Origin of the sequence: Amycolatopsis sp. QT-25 (assembly GCF_029369745.1) — a bacterium.
GTDB lineage: Bacteria > Actinomycetota > Actinomycetes > Mycobacteriales > Pseudonocardiaceae > Amycolatopsis.
This window is the reverse complement of sequence record NZ_CP120210.1, coordinates 2,603,451-2,623,624: the sequence shown is the minus strand read 5'-3', so window position 1 is coordinate 2,623,624 and position 20,174 is coordinate 2,603,451. Positions and strand designations below refer to the sequence as shown.

The window sequence follows — 20,174 nt, the reverse complement described above, 5'->3', positions numbered from 1 at the left end:
ACCTCTCTGGGAACTACTTGTCGCGGGCGTTGAGTTCGCGAAGGTACCTGTTGTACGCGGCGAGCTCGTCGTCCTCGGGGGGCGGCGGTGCCGGGGCACGACGCTGCCGGGGCGCGGGCGCCTCGGGGACGGCGGTCTCGGCCACCGTCTCCTGGACGTCGGCCTCGGCGGCCTGACGGCGAAGCTTGCGGATCCGCCAGAACATGAACGCGGGGAACAATCCGAACAGCGGCCACTGCAACACATAGCCGAGGTTCTGGAACGTGCCGTTGGCCGAGGAGAACCGCTCCCACTGCCACCAGGCGAGCCCGCAGCACAGCGCCAGGCTCGCCAGGCAGACGCCGGCGATGCCGAGACGGCGCAGGGTGGCGGACGATGCGGACACGCATCGACGCTAGCACTGGTCGCGGCGGGAAACTCCGCCGACCTGGGCGCTCGGGACTTTGGTCCCGGCCGCGACCTCAGGCGTCAGCGCGGGTGCCGGAAGTGTTCTGGAGTCGTCAGCGCAAGAGGGCGCGCGGCGCGCGTGAAGGCACCTCCCCAGTACATGAAGGCCCCTTCCTTGCGCCTAGGTAAGGGGGGCCTTCACGTACTTCACGCGGACCGAGCCGAGCACTCATGAACGGGCGGCGACGGCTTTCGCGTAGTCGTCCGCCAGCCCGAAGACCTTCTGCGCGTACTCGGTCGAGTTGTTGTACGACAGGATCCCCTGCCACCACCCCGAGGCCGCCGACATGTCGCGGTTGTTCACGCACAGGTAGCGTGCCGCCGCCAGGGTCGCGTCGTCGATCTGCTGCGGGTCGCCGACGCCGTCGCGGTTGCCGTCAGCGGCGTAGCGGCGCCAGGTGCCGGGGATGAACTGCATCGGCCCGACCGCGCGGTCGACGGCCGCGTCGCCGTCGAACTGGCCGCGGTCGGTGTCCCCGATCGCTTTCACCCCGGGTGATCCGTCGAGCGGGACGCCGATGATCGGCTTCGAGGGCCGTCCGTCCTGGCCGAGGACGGCGCCGCCGTACTGGCCGTGATTCGACTCGATGCGGCCGATGCCCGCCAGGGTCGCCCACGAGATCTTGCAGCGGGGCTGCATCTGACGCATCGCCAGTTCGGCGTTGCCGTAGGCGAGCAGTGCCCTGGCCGGGATGCCGGTGGTCTGTGCCGCCCGCTCCGTCCAGGCGGTCAGCGGGTCCTTGCCCGGCTTCGGCTGCGCCTGCTGCGGCGCGGTCTGCGGGGTGGCGCCGCCCGCGACGGTGGCGTTCACCGGGGCGACCGAGCCGGGTTCGACGTCGGCCGCCTTCACCTGCAGCGCGGGGATCTCCATCGTCGTCGGGCTCGCGACCGGGGCGGAAGCCTTGGTCACCAGCCAGATCCCGCCCCCGGCGAGGCCGAGCACGACCAGCACGATCACCAGTCTGCCGAGTACGGCGGCGCCCACCCCGCGGCGTGGCGGAGCGGGCGTGGCCGAGTCCGCGACGAGCTCGTCGTTTTCCGGGGTTGTGCGCACGAAGCGGGTCCTCCAGCATGGGCGGCGATCACGACCGATGCTCGAACAACGAGCCCGCGCAGGTTAGCGTTACGCACTGGTCGAGATCGCCCTTGCCACGCCGGTTCACCCGCGCGTGCGAGAAGTTCCCTCAGGCGGACTTCTGCTGCCTCGCCAGCCGCGCCACACACCAGGCCGGAGCGCTGCCGCGGCGAAGGTGCTGCAAGACGGTCATCGGGCCGAGACGGCGGCTCAGGTCGGACGGGGCGAGCCCGGCCGCGCGGTAGTCGAGGGCGCGCTGGTCGAGCGGGCTGATACCGGCGTCCCACCAGGCTTCGGCCTCGGCGACGCCGCCGACCATCTGCCACCAGCCGGCGGCCGCGACGAGCAGGTCCTGCGGGACCTCCGGGAGTCGACGGCGCATGGCGTCGAGGTAGCCGGGGTCGGCGGCTTCGACCGGCGCCCAGCGCGCCTGCCCGGACTGCTGACGCTGGCCGGGGATTCCGGGAGCCTGCCGCGGCACGTCGGCCAGCCACGCCGACGCGATGCGGTCGGCCTCCTGCTCCTCGGGGGTCTGCTCGCGTTCCGCGGCCCACTGCCGGATCAACGCATCGACTCCGGGATCTCCGGTCATCCCTGCCTCCTCATGATTCCCCGACTGACAAGTCCTGACTTACTTGCCCGGCTGAAAGTTCCGCTGCCCTGGGGCTTGCACCTGCGGAAACTCCTCACTCAGGAGGCCGGCTCCGGCGCCTGGAGGACCAACCGATCACGCAATGTGAGCACCGTAGGGGCGCGGAGGTCTTTTCCGCCAGAGCTTCCAGGGCACAAATTCGTCGACCAGCGGGTTTTCGGGGGCAATCCACCCGGATGGTCGAGTCGCCCGACCGAAGCCGAGGGCGGGTGACTCTGCGTGATACCCCCTGGTGGCTGCGCACCGTGAGCACCGGCGTCACCCAGGACACCGGTGATCATCGCGCGGGTCAGGAAAAGAGACTCCGGACGAACGTGACGATGGCTTCGGCACCGGACCGCAGCCAGCCGAGCGCGGTGTGGACGGCATCGGCGGATTGGGTCGGCCTGCTGATCAGAAAGAAGAGCACGAGCGCGACGACGGCGATCACAACGAATTTCTTCAAGCCGGGCGACATGGCTCCATCCCATCACACCGTAGTGTCCAGACGATGACTCCGCGCGCACTGCGGACTTCGTCACCACTTTAAGGAGAGCGGGGCCCGGTTGCCCACCCGGATTCGCCTGAGGGAGCGATCGATGAGCGAAAACGTTCTCGTCCACCGGGACGGGCCCGTGACGACGATCACGCTGAACCGGCCCGAGGCTCGCAACGCGGTGGACGGACCGACCGCGGCCGCGCTGGCGGACGCGTTCCGCGCCTTCGACGCCGACGAGAACGCCGCGGTCGCTGTCCTCACCGGTTCGGGTGACGCCTTCTGCGCCGGAGCCGATCTGAAGGCCGTCGGCACCGGCCACGCCAACTCGCTCGGCCCGGTGGGTGACGGGCCGATGGGTCCGTCGCGGATGACGCTGTCGAAGCCGGTGATCGCCGCGGTCCGCGGGCACGCCGTCGCGGGCGGCCTCGAACTGGCGCTGTGGTGCGATCTGCGGGTCGCCGACCGCACGGCCGTGTTCGGCGTGTTCTGCCGCCGCTGGGGGGTTCCGCTGATCGACGGCGGCACCGTGCGCCTCCCCCGGTTGATCGGGCATTCGCGGGCGATGGACCTGATCCTCACCGGCAGGCCGGTCGACGCCGACGAGGCGCTCGCGATCGGGCTCGCGAACCGGGTCGTCCCCGACGGCGAGGCGCTGGCGGCCGCGCAAGCCCTGGCACGCGAGCTGGCCGCGTTCCCCCAGGCGTGCCTCCGCGCGGACCGCACCTCCGCGTACGGCCAGTACGGGCTCACCGAAGACGAGGGGATGCGGGCCGAGTTCTCGAACGCGCTGATCGGTGGCGGGCTCGCCGAAGAAGCCGTCGAAGGCGCGAGCCGGTTCAGTGACGGCGCGGGGCGTCACGGCAGCTTCGACGGCCCGCGGCCCTAATGTCTGTCGGATGACAGAAACCGGAGTCGCGCTCAGACCGGTGTACGAAGACGACCTGCCGATGCTCGAAGCGCTGACGAACGACCCGCTGGCCGCGGGTGCTTTCGAGTGGCACGGCTGGCACGACCCGCGGTTCCTGCGCCGCCGCTGGGCGGAGACCGGCATGCTCGCCGCGGACAACGGGATGCTGATGATCGACCTGGACGGGCAGCGGCTCGGCTTCGTCTCCTGGCACAAGACCAGGTCCGGGGCGACGTCGTACTGCTGGAACGCCGGGCTCGTGCTCATCGCCGAGGCTCGCGGACACGGCTACGGCACCGAGGCCCAGCGATTGCTGGTCCGCTATCTCTTCGCGCACACGCAGATGAACCGCGTCGAGGCGTCGACGGAAGCGGGCAACGTCGCCGAGCAGCGCTCGCTGACGAAGGCGGGCTTCACCCGCGAAGGCGTGCTCCGCGGTTACGCGTTCCGGGACGGGGCCTGGCGCGACCACATCCTCTATTCGATGCTGCGGTCCGATCCGGACGAGGGCTGAAAGCGTCCTTCACCGCATGCGACGCGGTGAAGGACGCTTTCGCCGCGTCTCATGCGGGGAAGTCCCCTTCAGCTCACGCGATGGTCCCGGCGGCCCGGAGCCGTTGGATCCCGTCGGCGTCCACGCCGAGTTCGGCGAGGACGCCGGTGGTGTCGCCGCCCTTGGGCCGCGGCGGTTCCGGCGTTCCGGCCGGCGTGCGGTCGAACCTCGGTGCGGGCGCGGGCTGCATCATGCCGCCGACGTCGACGAACGTCTTGCGCGCGACGTTGTGCGGATGCGACGGCGCCTCCTTCGGGGACAGCACCGCTGTCAGGCACGCATCGGTGCCCTCGGCCTTCGCGACGAGCTCGTCGCGAGTGTGCTTCGCGACGGCCTCGGCGACGATCTCGCGCAGCTTCGGCCACTCGTTCTTGTCGACGTGGACCGGGATCTCGTCGGGATCGAGGCCCAGCACCTTCACCAGGTCGCCCCAGAAGCGCATCTCGATCGCGCCGATGGCGACGTACTTGCCGTCGGCGGTCTCGTAGGTGTCGTAGAACGGCGCGCCACCGTCGAGCATGTTCTCGCCGCGCCCGCCCGGCCACAACCCGGAGTCCAGCAGCCCGTGCAGGCTGGTGGTCAGCAGTGCCGCACCGTCCACCATGGACGCGTCCACGACCTGTCCCTTGCCGGAGGTCTGCCGTTCGAACAGCGCCGCCAGCACGCCCATGGCGAGCAGGAGACCACCGCCGCCGAAGTCACCGACGAGGTTGAGCGGTACCACCGGCCGCTGCCCGGCGTGCCCGATGGGTTCGAGCGCGCCGGAGATGCCGATGTAGTTGATGTCGTGCCCGGCGACGGTCGCCAGCGGGCCGTCCTGGCCGTAGCCGGTCATCCGGCCGTAGACCAGCCGCGGGTTGCGGGCGTGGACCTGTTCCGGTCCGATGCCCATCCGCTCGGCGACGCCGGGACGGAAACCCTCGACGAGCACGTCGGCGTCGTCGGCGAGTTTCAGCACCAGTTCGACCCCCTCTGGGGTCTTGGTGTTGATGCCGATCGAGCGCCTGCCCCGCGCGAGCGGATCGTTCGGGAACCCGATGACGTCGTTGCCCGGGGTCGCCCGGTCGACCCGGACGACCTCCGCGCCGAGATCGGCGAGGATCGTGCAGGCGAACGGCGCCGGGGCGAGCCCGGCCAGTTCGACGACCTTGAGCCCGCTCAGTGGCCCAGCCTTCATCGCCACGTCCTTTCCTGATACGGCAACGAATTTCACAGCGTGCGGGAGATGATTTCCTTCATGATCTCGCTGGTGCCGCCGAAGATACGGGAGATCCGGATGTCGGCCCACGCGCGCGCGATCGGGTACTCGCTCATGTAGCCGTAGCCGCCGAACAGTTGCAGGCAGTCGTCGACGACCTTGTTGACCCGTTCGGTGGTCCACAGCTTCGCCATCGCCGCGCCCTGCACGTCGAGTTCCTTGCGCAGATGCCGTTCGATGCACTGGTCGAGGAACGCGCGGGACACGGCGGCCTCGGTCGCGGCCTCGGCGAGCTTGAACTTGGTGTTCTGGAAGTGGTAGACCGGGCGGCCGAAGGCCTGGCGGTCCTTGGTGTAGGCGATGGTCTGGTCGATCGCGGCCTCCATCCCGGCCACCGCGGTGACGGCGATGATCAGCCGTTCCTGCGGCAGCTGCTGCATCAGCTGGATGAAGCCGAGGCCTTCCTGTCCACCGAGAAGGTTGGCGACGGGCACTCGGACGTCGTCGAAGTTCAGCTCCGCGGTGTCCTGGCCCTTGAGGCCGATCTTGTCGAGGACGCGGCCACGGCCGAAGCCCGGCGTGTCGGTCTCGACGGCGATCAGCGAGACGCCCTGCGCGCCCGCGTCCGGGTCGGTCTTCACCGCGACGACGACGAGATCGGCGTGGAAACCGTTGGTGATGAACGTCTTCGCGCCGTTGATCACGTAGTGGTCGCCGTCGCGGACCGCTCGGGTCTTGATGTTCTGCAGGTCCGAACCCGTGCCGGGTTCGGTCATCGCGACCGCGCCGACCATCTCGCCGGAAGCGAACTTCGGCAGCCACGCCTTCTTCTGCTCTTCGCCCGCGTACTCGAGGATGTAGTGCGCGACGATTCCATTGTGGACAGTGACGCCCCATGCGCTGTCACCGGATCGGGCCTGCTCTTCGTAGAGCACGGCCTCGTGGGCGAACGTGCCGCCGCCACCGCCGTACTCCTCCGGGATGGACAAGGCCAGCAGGCCGACCTCGCCCGCCTTCGTCCACAACGCGCGGTCGACCTTCTTCTCGGCCGCCCAGCGCTCCTGGTTCGGCACGAGTTCCTTCTGACAGAAGGTCCGGGCGAGGTCCCGGAGGTCTTCGAGCTCCGTCGTGCTCCACGAACTCTTCTGGATCTGCAAGGGCACGGCCAACGCCTCCTGATCGGACCTGGAAAACATGACGTTTAGGATGTAAGTTCCAAGCGGAATGTACATCCGTACCGAGCTGCACGTAAAGGGGGGCCGGATCCGGTGAGCGTGCTCGGCAGGACCCACCGCACCCAGGCCGAGCGGCGTGCGCGGACGCGCACCGCCCTGCTCGACGCCACCATCGACTGCCTGGTCGACCTCGGCTACGCGCGTACCTCGGTCCAGGAGATCTGTGCCCGCGCGGGCGTCTCGAAGGGCGCCGTACAGCATCACTTCTCCGCGAAGGCCGAACTCATGGCGGCCGCCGTCGAACATCTGACGGAGAAATTGCGCGGACGGCTCGCGACGTCGATCTCGGCGCTTCCCGGTGGCGCCTCGGGTGTCGCGGCGGCGATCGACCTGCTGTGGGAGGGCTACTCGGGCACGCTGTCCACGGCCGCCACGGAACTGTGGGTCGCGGCCCGCACCGACCCCGAACTCCGTGCGGCGATCCGCCCGGTCGACAGGGCACTCGGCCGCTCGACGCTGGAGCACATCACCGCGGTCACCGGGAACCTGCCGAAGGAACGCGCGGAGATCCTGTTCTGGCTGACCGTGAACCTCACCCGCGGGCTGGCGCTGGACGCCGAACTCGGCGGCGATCCGAAGCGGCGGCGGCAGTTGCTCGACGAATGGAAGCGAGTCGCGGTGATGTTGTCGGAGGACACCTCCGCGTAGCACGCGCGGGAGCCGCCGACCAGAGTGCAGGTGACCCTTATCTCGTCGGCCGATTCATGGTGGAATTCCTTGCCGGACACCAAAACCGGCGGAGGAGCCGACCATGAGCGCGCCGCAGCGGCAGCCGTACCAACCGACTGGCCCGTTCGGTGCAGGGCAGCCGGCGCGGCCGCCGTCCGACGTGCGGCTCCCCCGGCTTTTCGCCTCGATGATGGGAGTTTTCGCCGGCCTGCTGGTACTTCTCGCGACCTTCCTCCCGCAGTCGACGTACGAACAGGTCTCCGAAGGCAAGACGGTGTCGAAATTCGCCGAGACCGGCTGGACGCGGAGTTTCGACATCGCACCGTCGGCGGAGGAGAAGGAGTTCTACGACAAGACGCACGTCGCCCGCTATGGCATCCCGCTGTCGGCCGCCGCGCTGACGTTGTTCGCCGGGGCCGCGGTCGGCTTCGCGTCGTATCGGCGGAGTTCGGGCTCACCCGCCGCGACCACTTCGAGAACGCTGCTGGTCGCCGGCGGGGCGGGGACCGCGATCGGCGTGTGGATGCTCGGCATGGACATCTCGGCGAGCCTGAGCTTCGGTCAGGACACCGGCCGCTTCGTCTCGCGCTACGGCACCGGGAGCGGGTTCTGGATCCTGCTCGCGGGCGGGCTCGTGGCGTTGCTCACGATCGGACTGGCGGTCGTGGCCAACCGGCGTGAACCGGCGGCGTCCCCGCAGCACTTTTACCCAGCCACCTACGCGCCTTACCCTCCCGCTCTCCCTCAGCCGCAGTATCCGCAGGCCTACGAGCCGCCGTCGCCGCCGACACCACCCGCGGGATCCGCGTTGCAGCAGCAGGACATCCTGCGCCCGTCCCCGGACAATCCGCCACGCCCCGGCAATACGTGAAAATTATTCACATCAGCGATGGACAGTCTCCATACCGGCAGTATGCTGTACTCGTCGGTAACATCTGGGCTCTGCGTGGCGCCGTCCGGCTCCACGCCGCATGGAACGGAGACGGTATGACGAGCACGACACCGGCGAGTGCGGGCCGGCACATCGAAGGACCGTCCACCATCGGCGGCGTTCCCGGCGCTCCCGTCATGGCCAGGGCGGAACGGCTCGTGCGGCGGGTCGCGGGCGGTAAGAACACCACTGTCTCCGCCCCGGTCCAGATGCGCGCGCCGTTCACCGGGCAAGCGATCGTGACCCTCCCCCAGGCGACCGACGCCGACGTCCGCGGCGTGTTCGACCAGGCGCGGGAAGCGCAGCGCGCGTGGGCCGAACGGCCGGTCGAAGACCGCCAGCGCGTTCTGATCCGCCTGCACGACCTGGTCTTGAAGCGGCAGGAAGAAGCCCTCGACCTCGTACAGATCGAGGCGGGCAAAGCCCGGATGGACGCCTTCGACGAGGTCAGTGCCACCGCGCTCGTGGCCGCCTACTACGGCAAGCACAGCGCGAAGTTCCTTTCGCCGAGTCGCGCCGCCGGGCTGATCCCGGTGCTGACGAAGGTCGGCGAGATCCGGCACCCCAAGGGGGTCGTCGGGATCATCTCCCCGTGGAACTACCCCCTCGCGCTGACCGCGATGGACGTCCTGCCCGCCCTCGCGGCGGGCAACGCCGTGGTGCAGAAGCCGGACAACCAGACCGCGCTCTCGGCGCTGTGGCTGCAGGAGATCGCCGAGGAGGCCGGGCTGCCCGCCGGGATCTGGCAGATCGTGCTCGGCCGCGGCTCGCGGATCGGCGACGCGCTGGTCGAAGAGTCGGACTATCTGTGCTTCACCGGGTCCACGCCCACGGGTAAGAGCCTCGCCGCGAAGGTGGCGGAGCGGCTGACGAGCTACTCACTGGAGCTCGGCGGCAAGAACCCGATGATCGTGCTGCCCGACGCGGACGTCGCCAAGACCGCGACCGGCGCGGTGACGGCGTGCTTCTCCTCCGCCGGGCAGCTGTGTGTCTCGGTCGAGCGGATCTACGTCCACGAGTCGATCCGCGAGGAGTTCACGCGGGCCTTCGTCGCCAAGACCGCCGCGCTGCGGCTCGGAGGCGCATTGAATTATCAGGCACAAATGGGCTCCTTGACCTCCGAAGCCCAGCTGGAGACGGTGTCGGCGCACGTCGAGGACGCCCGGGCCAAGGGCGCGAAGGTGCTCACCGGCGGCAAGGCCCGGCCTGATCTCGGCCCGTTGTTCTACGAACCGACCGTGCTCACCGACGTCACCGAGGACGTCAAGCTGTTCGCCGAAGAGACGTTCGGACCGGTCGTCTCGATCTACGGCTACACCGACGTCACCAACGCGATCGAGCGTGCCAACGACACGAAGTTCGGGCTGAACGCGAGTGTGTGGTCACGTAACGGCCGCGCGGGCTGGGAGGTCGCGGCGCGGCTGAAGGCCGGGACCGTCAACGTCAACGAAGGCTTCGCGGCGACGTTCGGGACCGTGGGGCTGCCGATGGGCGGGATGAAGGAGTCCGGTGTCGGGCGGCGCAACGGCGCCGAAGGGCTGCTCAAGTACACCGAAGCCCAGGCGATCGCGGTGCAGCGCGGGATTCCGCTACGCCCCGGCCGCGGAATCCCGCCGAAGCTGTGGGCGCGAGGGCTGAGCGCCGGCCTCAAAGCCCTCCGCCGCCTCCCCCGCCGCTGAGCCCCTCCGCGATTCGGCACCTGGTTGCGATCGTTGCGGGGGCAAGGATCGCAACCAGGTGCCGAATCGCGGGTCAGGAAGGGGAAATGGGCGCGGCCAGCAGACCCCGGTCGTAGGCGATCGCGACCGCCTCGGCCCGGCGGCTCGCGCCGAGTTTCGCCATCACCCGCGAAAGGTGGACGCTCACCGTCTTCCCGCTGATGTACAGCTCTTCGCCGACCTGCCGGTTGGTCCGGCCGAGCGCGACGCGTTCCAGTACGTCGCGTTCGCGGTCGGTGAGCGGGTCGACGACGTCGCGGCGCGGGGCCACGGCCTCCCCGGGAAGCTCGACACGCGCCCGGTGTCCGAGCTCCCGGACGGCCTCGCGCAGCGGGCAGGCCCCCAGCCGATCGGCCACCGCGTGCGCGGCCAGCAGTTCCGACGCCGCGAGCGCGGTGTCACCGTCGGAAGCCAGCAGGGACTTCGCGTGCTGCAGGCGGCACATCGCCTGCTCGTAGACCGCGCCGTATCCGAACGCCTCGACCGCCTTCGCCCACCGGGCCGGATCTCCCGTGCCATGCAGGCAACTGCCGAGCGCCTCCAGCCGGGCGAGCCACGCCAGCGCCTCCGGGCCCAGCGACACCGAACGCGGGATGCCGTGTTCGGCGCAGTGGCGGCCGTGCGCGAGTATCGCCTCACCCGATTTCACCGCCGCCTCGACCGTCGCGTGATCGCCGCGCACCCGGGCTTCGGCGGCCTGCGCGACGGCCGCCGCGACGCCGTGCACGCTGATCCGGATCCCGCCGAGGATCGCGGGCTCGACCTCTTCGAGCCAGTCGATCAGTTCGTGTGCCTGCCGCACCGCGCCCGCGTGGTCCCCGCGCCAGGTCGCGAGCTGGATGGCGGCGTCACCCGCCGCGAGCGCGATGGAGATGTCCGTGCTCCAGTGCTGGCGAAGGCTGGGGAGGATCTTGTCCGCGTCCGCGAACCGGCCCCTGCCGACGACGAACTGCGCCCAGATGCTCAGGAACCGCCCGGCGACGACACTCGAAACACCGCGGCCCGCGCGGCCGGCGTCGTCGTCTTCCGGCCAGTCCCCGCTGACGTACCGCAGCGTGAGGTGCTTGGTCCGCAACTCGATCCCGAAGGAGCTCCAGGTCAGCCCGGTCTCCTTGGCCCGTTTGATGCCCTTGGCGTAGTACTTCAGCGCGGAGTGGATCTCGGCCCGGTCGTCGTAGCTGAGCCCGAGGAAGTGCAGTGCCCGCAGTTCGCCGTTGAGCGCGCCGGAATCCCTCGCCTTCCGCTCGGCCTGGCGCAACCGCTCCCGAGCCTCTTCGACATCACCCTCCGAATCGGCCAGCGTCCCGAGCGAGACCAGCGCCGCCGCTTCCGCCCCTCCCGCGCCGACGGCCTTGGCGTCCGCGACCGCGGCCAGTGCGCAGTGCAGTGCCTCGTCGTGCCTGTCGATCAACCGCAGGATCCCCGCCCTGGTGGCGAGCACCCACGCCCGCGCGGAACTCGCCTCGGTGTGCTCGACCAGCTTCCAAGCCTCGTCGATCGCCTCGACGACCTCGTCGAGCGTGCCGTCGACCGAAAGCAGCGCCTCCGCGTGCCGTCGCCAGACCTTGGCGGCGCGCTCGTTGCCGGTGTCCGGGCCGAGGACTTCGGTGGCGGACCGGGAATAGGCGACCGCCCGCTCCGGCTCGCCCGACGTGCTCGCGAAGTACGACGCCTCGTGCAGCAACCGGAGCTCGTCGACGTCCGACGGCCGGTCCGCCGCGGGTACCGCGTCCCAAATGGACAGTGCCTGTTCGACGTGCCGCAGCGCGGAACCGGGCGCGCCCAGCTTCTCCGCCTCGTCCATCGCGCGGAGCAAGGCGGCCAGCGCGGTGACGAAGTCCTTGCTCTCCAAGCTGTGGTGCGCGAGCCGCGCGTCCTGGCCGCGACCCTGCGTCCGGCTGCGGATGCGGGACGCGTACGCCGCGTGCATGCGCACCCGCTCCCCCGGTAACAAGTCGCCGTAGACCGCTTCCTGCAACAACGCGTGCCGGAAGGTGTAGAAACCGTTTTCGATCACCAACACGTGATGCTGCACCGCTTCGCGCAGTGCCTCGTCGAGTTCGAGCTCGTCCAGCCCGGAGATTTCGGCGAGCGCGGCGTGCGCCACCGCGTCCTTGGCGACCGAGACCACGCGCAGTACCCGGCGCGTGATCTGGGAAAGCTGTTCCACCCGGGCGAGAAGCACTTCGGCGAGCCCGGCGGGCAGTTCGCGGCATTCCTTCGCCGACGCGAGCAACTCCTCGACGAAGAACGGATTGCCCTCGGACCGGGCGACGATGTCGGCGATCATGTCCTGGGCGATCGGCTCGTCGGCCAGTGCCTCGACGAAGGCGCGCGCGTCCTCGGCGCCGAACGGCTTGACCTCGACGCGTTCCACCGCGCCCAGGCGCACCACCTCGGACAGCAGCGCCCGGAGCGGATGCCGCCGGTGGACGTCCTCCTCGCGGTAACTGGCCACCACCAGTAGTCGCTGGGTGCGCAGCCTCGTCAGCAGGAAGGACAGCAGGTTCCGGGTGGAACCGTCGGCCCAATGCAGGTCTTCCAGGAGGATCACCACGGGCCGGCGCTGCGCGATGACGGTCAGCACCCCCAGTACCGCGTCGAACAGCTGGAGCTGGCCGAGGTCCTGTTCGGGCCGGAGCCGTTGCGTCGACACCCGCTCGCTCGCGGTGAGCTGACCGTCTTCGATGGCGGGGTAGTCCTCCGCCTGCTGCATCTGCGGGAGCAGCCTGCCCAGCGCCGGCCGGGCCCGCAGCGCCGCGGTGACCGCGGGATCGGAAGTCGTCGCCAGCGGCGCCAGCGCCTCGGCGAACGGAAGATAAGGAAGACCGCCCTCATGGACGTCGATACAGCGCCCGGTGAGCACCAGGGCACCGGCGCCCGCGGCGAACTCGCCGAGCGCGGTCAGCAGCCGGGTCTTGCCGACACCCGCGTCACCGGAGAGCAGCACCGCGCCGGCCTCGGCCCGTTCTGCACGGGCGAAGGCGGCGCGGAGCTGCCGCATCTCCTGAGTGCGGGCGACGATCGGGATTCCGGAGCCAAGACGGGGCACGAGGTGCATTCTTGCCTACCGGACCGACAACTTCGCCTGTGTTTTCGCCGAGAGCTTCATCGCACTCGGCCTCTACCGGGTGATCTCGCCGCTGCGAGCGGGCGCCTGCCGCGCCTCGCGCCGCTGCTGGGCGGGCACGTGTACTTCGGCGCGGTGCGCCCGGATCCGCTTGCCCGCCCGGCGAGCCCGCTCGACCCACGTGCTGCGGCCCGCTCGCTGGAGTTCTGCGCGCCGGTACTCGACCTCGGCCAGTATTCCGGTGAGCAGAGCGTCGTTCATGTTCATCCTTGTTTCCCCTTAGGAATCTCACTGCCTTGTCGGTAGTGATGAGATTCGTCCTGAGGGGGGCCTTGCGGCATCGGGTGATCACCTACACCCGGCCGTGATTCGACCCCTTACGCCAAGCCCTCCCCTGCTCGGGTGGCGTAAGGGGTCGAGTTCCAGTGGCGCTAGCCGTGCTCAGGGCCACTCGGGCGCACGGCACCGAGCAGCCCCCGCCAAGCCTGCGGCGAGAGGCGGAAGGCACCTCCCTCGGGGTCCTTGGAGTCCCTCAGGGCGGCACCGGAACCGGTGAAGGCGACCTCGACGCAGTCGTTGCCGCCGCCACTGTGGCTGCTTTTGAACCACTTGACCTGGGAAAGATCATCGTTGGGCGTCATACTCCCCACTCCTTACTCGTTTCCGGGGACGTCGAGCACTCCGAGTCCCGTCACTGCGGTTTCTCCGGAAGGGCCGCCCGTTCGGCGAACCTTCCGGCGGCCTCGGCGATCACCTCGACCGAGTCGTCCGGCTTCAACGCGGCGGCACGCAGATGGTCGAACATCAACGCGTATCGCCGGACGTCCGGGGGTTCCTCCAGATAGAGCCCGCTGGAGGTGCTGTCGACGTAGACCACGTCGGTGTCGGCCAGTTCGGGGAAGCCCATGATGAGGAACGGACCCTCCATCCCGGGATGGGCACCCGCGCCGAACGGCACGATCTGGACGGTCACGTTCGGCTGCGCCGCCATCGTGACCATCCGGTACAGCTGCTCCGCCATCACCTCGGGGCCGTCGACCGTGCGATGCAGCACCGCTTCGTCCATGACGGCCCAGTACTCCGGCGGCGAAGGATCGGTCAGCAGCTCCTGCCGCGCCATCCTCGCCGCCACCCGGCGCCTGATCTCGGCGTCCTCGGCGTCGGGCCGCATCGCCCTGATCACGGCCTTGGCGTAGCGCTCGGTCTGCAACAGTCCCGGCACCAGCAGTGCCTGGAACGCCCGCAGCGAACTCGCGTCCGCCTCCAAGCCGACGAAGGTGCCGGTGAACACCTCGTTGTACGCGTGCCACCAGCCGCGTTTGCGCGCTTCCCTGGCCAGCTGGACGAGCGCTTCCTGCTCGTCACCGGCGATGCCGTACAGCTCGAGCATGTCGCGCGCGTCGCGCGGGGTGACGCCGACGTGCCCGGTCTCGATCCGGCTGACCTTCGACGCCGAGCATTCGAGCTTTTCGCTCACCTCGTCGATGGTGAGGTCCGCCGCCTCGCGCAACCGCCTCAGCTCACTCGCCAGCCTTCGGCGGCGCACGGTGGGTCCCTGACCCCTCGTCATCACGGCACCTCCACAGCTGTACGAGCGACATCGATCGCGACACGGCGAGGAGAACAGCGTTCAGCAACCCCGCACGAAGCACATCTAACCAGCCGAAGACGTATTCGGTGAGATGGTCACACCACCCTTTTCCGACCCGGCCGGGTTTTCATCCTGCAATTTGCAGATTGCCGTCGTACGTTGAGCATTGTGCGACGCGGTACGCCCGCCTTCCTCGGCGGCAGCGGACTGGTTCGCGGCACTGGCGCGGGGCCGCGAGCTGCACCGATGGTTTTCCGTCAAGGATACCCATCGAGGCCGGATTCACTCCCGGAGCAGGGCCGGAGCCGTCCCCCGATCGGTTCCGGCCCTCCGTTTGCGGCCATCATTCCGTAATGCTCTGGCTCCAGATGTCAATGCGTTTCGCCATTCCCTCTAAAGGGTTGACAAGATGACTCTCCGATGCGGAACGTCACCGTTCACACCACCCGTAGAAGGCCTTCCTGGACGACAGTGGCGATATGCGTTCCGTCCGCGGCGAAGAACCGGCCGGTCGCCAGCCCGCGGGCACCCGAAGCCGTCGGCGACGCGCTGTCGTAGAGGAACCATTCGTCGGCCCGGAACGGGCGATGGAACCAGAGCGCGTGGTCGAGGCTCGCACCGATCACCTTGTCGAGGTCCCAGTAGACGCCGTGGCGCGCGAGAACCGAGTCCAGGAGGGTCATGTCGGAGGCGTAGGTCAGCACGCAGACGTGCAGGAGCCGCTGGTCCGGGAGTTTGCCGTCGGCCCGCATCCAGACCTGGTTCCTGCCGGGCCGCTCGCCCGACTTCCTGGTCACCCACGGCGGATCGTTGACATACCTCAGGTCGATCGGGCGCGGCCGGTCGAGATGGCCCATGAAGTAGCCTTCGGCGCGCTCCTGCAGCGTCGGGAGCGACTCCGGGTCCGGGACGTCCGGCATGACCTCGGAGTGCTCGATGCCGCCCTCGTCCTTCTGGAACGAGGCGGACAGGGAGAAGATCGCCTTGCCGTGCTGGATGCCCACGACGCGGCGGGTGGTGAACGAGCGGCCGTCGCGGATACGGTCGACCTCGTAGACGATCGGGACGCTCGGGTCGCCGCCGCGGATGAAGTACGCGTGCAGCGAGTGGACCTTCCGCTCCTCCGGGACCGTGCGGCCGGCGGCGACCAGCGCCTGCCCGGCGACCTGCCCGCCGAAGACCCGCACCGGCGAGTGGGCCGGCGAGACACCGCGGAAGATGTTCTCTTCGATCTTTTCCAAGTCCAGCAACGCGACCAGCCGGTCGAGCACGGGCTGTCCGCCCACTCCGCCGGCGTCGTCGAAACCGGCCGCGGCTTCCCTGGCCATCTCAGTCATGCCGTGGACTTTAGGCCGTAAGGGTGTGCCGGTCCCGGATGAGGCGGGGCGTTTGTCGCGAAGGCCACCTTCGGGACGACTCCGGTGGGGCGACGAACGTCAGGCGTGGTCGTCCTCGCCCAGGCGGTGCACCCGGATGAGGTTGGTCGAGCCGACGGTCCCCGGCGGGGAACCGGCCACGATGACCACCAGATCGCCCTTGGCGTACCTGCCCATCTCGAGCATGGCGTGGTCGACCTGCTGGATCATCTGGTCGGTGGAGCCCACCTGCGGCACGATCCGCGTCGTGGTGCCCCAGGTCATCGCGAGCTGGCTGCGGACGCTCTCCTCCGGCGTGAACGCCAGCAGCGGCAGCCGCGTGTGCAGCCGCGCGAGGCGGCGGACGGTGTCGCCGGACTGGGTGAAGGCGACCAGCGCCTTGGCGTTCAGCCGCTCGCCGATGTCACGGGCGGCGTAGGAGATGACGCCACGCTTGGTGCGCGGGACGTGCGAGAGCGGCGGCACGACGGGCGAGTCGGTCTCGACGGCCTCGATGATCCGGCCCATGGTCTGGACGACCTCGATGGCGTAGCGGCCGACGCTGGTCTCGCCCGAAAGCATGAGGGCGTCCGCGCCGTCGAGCACCGCGTTCGCGACGTCCGAAGCCTCGGCGCGGGTCGGGCGGGAGCTGTTGATCATCGACTCGAGCATCTGCGTCGCGACGATGACCGGCTTCGCGTTCTCGCGGGCGATCTGGATGGTGCGCTTCTGCACCAGCGGGACCTGCTCCAGCGGGAGTTCCACGCCGAGGTCGCCGCGGGCGATCATCACCGCGTCGAAGGCCAGCACGATGGCTTCGAGGTTGTAGACCGCTTCGGGCTTCTCGATCTTCGCGACCACCGGGAGACGTCCCTTGCCGACCCGGTCCATCACCTGGTGGACCAGGTCGATGTCGGCGGGCGAGCGGACGAACGACAGCGCGATGAAGTCCACGCCGAGTTCGAGCGCGAATTCGAGGTCCTCGATGTCCTTTTCGGACAGCGCCGGCACGGAGACGTCCATCCCCGGCAGGGAAACGCCCTTGTTGTTGCTGACGGGACCGCCCTCGGTGACCTCGCAGACGACGTCCGGGCCCTCGACCTGCTTGACCACGAGGCCGACCTTGCCGTCGTCCACGAGGAGACGGTCGCCGGGCTTCGCGTCGTCGGCGAGTCCTTTGTAGGTGGTCGAGACGCGGTCGTGCGTGCCCGCGACGTCCTCGACGGTGATGCGCACGATGTCACCGTTGTGCCACTCGACCGGACCGCCCGCGAAGGTGCCGAGACGGATCTTCGGGCCCTGGAGGTCGGCGAGAATGCCCACCGCGCGGCCGGATTCGGCGGCGGCGGTGCGGACGAGGTCGTAGACCTGCTTGTGGTCGCTGTGCGTCCCGTGGCTGAAGTTCATCCTCGCGACGTCCATCCCGGCGTCGACGAGTTGCCGCATCTTCTCCGGCGTAGCGGTCGCGGGGCCCAGGGTACAAACGATCTTCGCGCGTCGGCTCACGTTCGCACAGCGTAGTCCCTCATCGCGGATACGTCTGTACCGATACCGAAAGTTCAAGAAAAGTGTCAGTTCACCTGGGCGAGGGACGGCCGCCGATCAACCCGGGGGAGGTCATCGTCGCGGCTTCTCGCTCGGCCCGACCCGGTCACGGGCCCACTCGTTGAACGCGCGGACCTGCCGCCAGGCCTTGCGCACCCGGTCGAGCGAGCCCCGTTCGTGCAGGACGTCGTCCGGTTCCCAGCCGCGGACGGCGTACACCGATCGGTACCGCAGCAGGTCGATGCGGGGATGGTCCTCGGCGAATCCGCGCGGCTTCGACTTGAGCCTGTCCCCCTTGATCTCCCAGCCCGCCTTCTCCAGCTTCGCGAGAAGCTTGGCCAGTTCGACACCGCGCAGTTCGGTGTCGACGGCCCTGCGGAAGCGGGCGAGCTGATCGGACTCGAAGTGGAAGCAGCCGCCACCGACACGCAGCCCGGCCGGGCCGACTTCGACGTAGTACGCGCCGCCGCCGCGGCCCTGCTCGATCACCGCGCCGCAATGGGTCTTGTACGGCGTCTTGTCCTTGGCGAACCGGACGTCGCGATACGGGCGGAACACCTTTCCCTCCCCGAAACCGTCACCGAACTCCGGGACCAGCTCCGCGAGCAACGCCTCCATCGGCGCACGGACGTCGGCCTTGTAGGTGGCGAGATTCGCATCCCAATAGGACTTGGAGTTGTCCGCCTCGAGACCGTCGTAGAAGTCGATGGCGTACTCGCCGAAACCCTCGAAACCCATGCGGTGACGTTAATCCCCGCCACCGACGAGTACATGAAGGCCCCCTTCCTGTACCTGGGCGCAAGGAAGGGGGCCTTCATGTACATCGGCGCTCTTGACGTAGGTGACCTTGTCGCCGGACTGTCGTGGTTCCCGCACGAGCTGTGCGTCGCCGGGTCGCGGAGGTCGGTGGCCGGTTCGGCGACCTGGTGGCACCCGATGCGGCGAGGACGTTCGGGCGTGATGATCCTGGAGCACGACGCGCTCACCGAGCTCCGGCGGGCCGCGCGGGCGGCGACCGGGGCCGGGGCGCCGTACCAGCAGGTGCCGGCGGGCGAATCGGTCGCGGCCGTCCGCCCGCGCCGTGTCGCTCTCAGCCATCCTCGCGCTCGTCCAACCCCGCAATCAGTCACCTACTTGCGATCGGTCGTCGCAAGTAGGTGACTGATTGCGGGGTCAGCAGCAGGTCCGGAAGGCGAGGGACCGGATCCGGGGGTTCGTCGCGGGCCGGTTCGCGGCGCTCTCGACGGCCGCGAGCATCCGCTCCCGCGCCGCCCTGTCGAGCACACGGCCGCGGGTGATCACGGTGTCGATCTTCGCGACGTTGCGGATGTCGGCGGCCGGGTTCGCGTCCAGCAGCACGAGATCCGCCTCCTTCCCCGCCGTGACCGTGCCCGACGTGCTTTCCCTGCCGAGGAACTTCGCGGCGTCGCCGGTGACGGTCTTCAACGCCTGCACCGGCGAGAGTCCGGCCTCGACCAGGAAGGCGAGCTCCTCGTGCAGTCCGCTACCGGGGAAGGTGTACGGATTGAGGCAGTCGGTGCCGCCGATGAGCCCGACGCCCGCTTCGTGGGCGACACCGACCAGCCGCAGCGTCTCCTGGTAGTACCGCTCCTGCAGGGCTATCTCCGACGGCGTCTTCGGCGCGAACAGCTCGATGCCCTTGACCCAGCTCGCGCGCAGGTCCGCGGGCACGTATTTCAGCCGCGGGTCGCGTTGGCGGGTTTCGGCGGGTTGGGTGACGACCCGGTTGATCGTCAGCGTCGGTGAATGCCAGGTGCCGTTGCACCGCAGTCTGCCGAAATAGGCCCGCGCCACGCCGGGGTCGTACGTGGTGACCGAATCGAACTCCAGTTGCCGCGCCAAGGTGAAGAAGGCGCGCGGCGCCTCGGGGTCGTAGGGCGTCGTCTTCAGCCTGGCGAGGATCTCGTCACGCCGGGACGAGCAGTGGACGGACACCCCGAAGAAATGCTCGAAGCTGTGCTGGCCGAGGTCGCTCGCCTCGAGGTGAGACAGCTTGTACGGCCAGTGCCCGGAGAACCGCAGGCCCTGATGGCGGACCTCGTCCGCGACCGCTCGCACGGCGTCGGGCCCGAGGTAGGAGTAGATCTTCACGAACTCGGCGCCTGCAGCGCGCTCCGCGCGGACGGCGGCCCGCGCCTCGGCCGCGGTCGTCACCCGGAGCACCGGCGGGCCCAGGAGCGTGACCGGCCCGTCGACGATCCCGCTCGCCAGCACGAACCGCGGGCCGAGCAGCTCGCCGCATTCGATCTTGTCCCTGGTCGCGCGGTTCTCCGCGTACCCCCACATCTCGCGGGCGCCCGTGACACCGTGGGCCAGATGCAGCGGCGGGACGATCTCTTCGAGTTCCGCGCCGTGGGTGTGCATGTCCCAGAGACCCGGGATGAGGTACTTGCCGCGGCCGTCGATCACCCGCGCCCCACCCATTTCCGGGATCTGGCCGGAGGCGCCGACCCAGGCGATCCGGTCGCCGACGAGCACGACCGAGACGTCACGCCGCGGAGCCGAACCCGTGCCGTCGATCAGCGTGACCCGGTCGATGACGACGATCTCGCCAGCGTCCGCGGCGGCCGTGCCGGGCAGCAGCCCGGCGAGCGCCACCCCGGTCCCGCCGGCGGCCAGCCATCTCAGGAACTCGCGCCTGCTGGATCCCGCTGCCGCCATGAGAACCGCCGCCCTTTCACCCGGAATCCCCCAGGTGGCCGATTCAACTCGCCGCGCTGGCGGCACCG

At 69.4% G+C, this 20,174-nt stretch carries 20 protein-coding genes; 6 read left to right on the top strand and 14 right to left on the bottom strand.

What is annotated here, in order from left to right; translation table 11 throughout:
• Positions 1 to 13: 13 nt before the first annotated feature.
• The 4 genes from P3102_RS12280 to P3102_RS12265 form a co-directional block, all read right to left on the bottom strand.
• Complete coding sequence (locus tag P3102_RS12280; RefSeq protein WP_276369075.1) at positions 14 to 385, bottom strand: hypothetical protein; 372 nt, start codon at positions 383 to 385, stop codon at positions 14 to 16.
• Positions 386 to 616: 231 nt separating this feature from the next.
• Entirely contained in the window at positions 617 to 1,501 is an 885-nt protein-coding gene (locus P3102_RS12275; protein WP_276369074.1) for a lytic murein transglycosylase, read from the bottom strand.
• A 130-nt stretch (positions 1,502 to 1,631) separates the two neighbouring features.
• A complete protein-coding gene (locus tag P3102_RS12270) occupies positions 1,632 to 2,114 on the bottom strand; it encodes a hypothetical protein (RefSeq protein WP_007033703.1) in 483 nt (160 codons plus the stop codon).
• Between the two features lie 349 nt (positions 2,115 to 2,463).
• Complete coding sequence (locus tag P3102_RS12265) at positions 2,464 to 2,619, bottom strand: hypothetical protein (protein WP_162182762.1); 156 nt, start codon at positions 2,617 to 2,619, stop codon at positions 2,464 to 2,466.
• A gap of 133 nt (positions 2,620 to 2,752) precedes the next feature.
• Between P3102_RS12265 and P3102_RS12260 the strand changes: the two genes are divergently transcribed.
• Complete coding sequence (locus tag P3102_RS12260) at positions 2,753 to 3,538, top strand: crotonase/enoyl-CoA hydratase family protein (RefSeq protein ID WP_276369072.1); 786 nt, start codon at positions 2,753 to 2,755, stop codon at positions 3,536 to 3,538.
• A 10-nt stretch (positions 3,539 to 3,548) separates the two neighbouring features.
• Positions 3,549 to 4,073 carry a GNAT family protein gene (locus P3102_RS12255; RefSeq protein WP_276369070.1) on the top strand — a complete coding sequence of 175 codons (525 nt, stop codon included), beginning with the start codon at positions 3,549 to 3,551 and terminating at the stop codon, positions 4,071 to 4,073.
• Between the two features lie 73 nt (positions 4,074 to 4,146).
• Here P3102_RS12255 and P3102_RS12250 read toward each other — a convergent pair whose 3' ends face one another.
• Together P3102_RS12250 and P3102_RS12245 are read right to left on the bottom strand one after the other, a co-directional pair.
• Positions 4,147 to 5,289: a CaiB/BaiF CoA-transferase family protein gene (locus tag P3102_RS12250; protein ID WP_276369068.1), complete on the bottom strand. Its 1,143-nt coding sequence runs from the start codon at positions 5,287 to 5,289 to the stop codon at positions 4,147 to 4,149.
• Positions 5,290 to 5,321: 32 nt separating this feature from the next.
• Positions 5,322 to 6,473 carry an acyl-CoA dehydrogenase family protein gene (locus P3102_RS12245; RefSeq protein WP_276371118.1) on the bottom strand — a complete coding sequence of 384 codons (1,152 nt, stop codon included), beginning with the start codon at positions 6,471 to 6,473 and terminating at the stop codon, positions 5,322 to 5,324.
• Between the two features lie 105 nt (positions 6,474 to 6,578).
• On the opposite strand from P3102_RS12245, the gene P3102_RS12240 reads away from it, so the two are divergent.
• The 3 genes from P3102_RS12240 (at position 6,579) to P3102_RS12230 (ending at position 9,824) form a co-directional block, all read left to right on the top strand.
• Complete coding sequence (locus P3102_RS12240; protein WP_276369066.1) at positions 6,579 to 7,193, top strand: TetR/AcrR family transcriptional regulator; 615 nt, start codon at positions 6,579 to 6,581, stop codon at positions 7,191 to 7,193.
• Between the two features lie 103 nt (positions 7,194 to 7,296).
• Positions 7,297 to 8,085 (top strand): hypothetical protein, encoded by a 789-nt coding sequence (locus P3102_RS12235; RefSeq protein ID WP_276369064.1) that lies wholly within the window; start codon positions 7,297 to 7,299, stop codon positions 8,083 to 8,085.
• A gap of 116 nt (positions 8,086 to 8,201) precedes the next feature.
• Complete coding sequence (locus P3102_RS12230) at positions 8,202 to 9,824, top strand: succinic semialdehyde dehydrogenase (RefSeq protein ID WP_276369063.1); 1,623 nt, start codon at positions 8,202 to 8,204, stop codon at positions 9,822 to 9,824.
• Positions 9,825 to 9,897: 73 nt separating this feature from the next.
• Here the strand turns inward: P3102_RS12230 and P3102_RS12225 are convergent, their stop codons facing one another.
• The 7 genes from P3102_RS12225 to P3102_RS12195 all read right to left on the bottom strand — a co-directional run bounded on the left by P3102_RS12225 (position 9,898) and on the right by P3102_RS12195 (position 18,162).
• On the bottom strand, positions 9,898 to 12,924 hold the full coding sequence (locus P3102_RS12225) for an AAA family ATPase (protein WP_276369061.1): 3,027 nt from the start codon (positions 12,922 to 12,924) through the stop codon (positions 9,898 to 9,900).
• Between the two features lie 63 nt (positions 12,925 to 12,987).
• Positions 12,988 to 13,194, bottom strand: a complete 207-nt coding sequence (locus tag P3102_RS12220; RefSeq protein WP_276369060.1) for a hypothetical protein — start codon at positions 13,192 to 13,194, stop codon at positions 12,988 to 12,990.
• Between the two features lie 170 nt (positions 13,195 to 13,364).
• A complete protein-coding gene (locus tag P3102_RS12215; protein WP_276369058.1) occupies positions 13,365 to 13,574 on the bottom strand; it encodes a DUF397 domain-containing protein in 210 nt (69 codons plus the stop codon).
• A 50-nt stretch (positions 13,575 to 13,624) separates the two neighbouring features.
• Entirely contained in the window at positions 13,625 to 14,503 is an 879-nt protein-coding gene (locus tag P3102_RS12210) for a helix-turn-helix transcriptional regulator (RefSeq protein ID WP_276369057.1), read from the bottom strand.
• Between the two features lie 458 nt (positions 14,504 to 14,961).
• Entirely contained in the window at positions 14,962 to 15,861 is a 900-nt protein-coding gene (locus tag P3102_RS12205) for an acyl-CoA thioesterase II (protein WP_276369055.1), read from the bottom strand.
• Positions 15,862 to 15,960: 99 nt separating this feature from the next.
• Positions 15,961 to 17,385, bottom strand: coding sequence for a pyruvate kinase (pyk, locus tag P3102_RS12200; RefSeq protein WP_276369054.1), 1,425 nt, complete (start codon positions 17,383 to 17,385; stop codon positions 15,961 to 15,963).
• A 111-nt stretch (positions 17,386 to 17,496) separates the two neighbouring features.
• Positions 17,497 to 18,162 carry a DUF2461 domain-containing protein gene (locus P3102_RS12195; protein WP_276369052.1) on the bottom strand — a complete coding sequence of 222 codons (666 nt, stop codon included), beginning with the start codon at positions 18,160 to 18,162 and terminating at the stop codon, positions 17,497 to 17,499.
• A gap of 3 nt (positions 18,163 to 18,165) precedes the next feature.
• Between P3102_RS12195 and P3102_RS12190 the strand changes: the two genes are divergently transcribed.
• Entirely contained in the window at positions 18,166 to 18,585 is a 420-nt protein-coding gene (locus P3102_RS12190; RefSeq protein WP_276369050.1) for a hypothetical protein, read from the top strand.
• Between the two features lie 12 nt (positions 18,586 to 18,597).
• Here the strand turns inward: P3102_RS12190 and P3102_RS12185 are convergent, their stop codons facing one another.
• Complete coding sequence (locus tag P3102_RS12185) at positions 18,598 to 20,106, bottom strand: amidohydrolase family protein (RefSeq protein ID WP_276369048.1); 1,509 nt, start codon at positions 20,104 to 20,106, stop codon at positions 18,598 to 18,600.
• Positions 20,107 to 20,174: the final 68 nt, after the last annotated feature.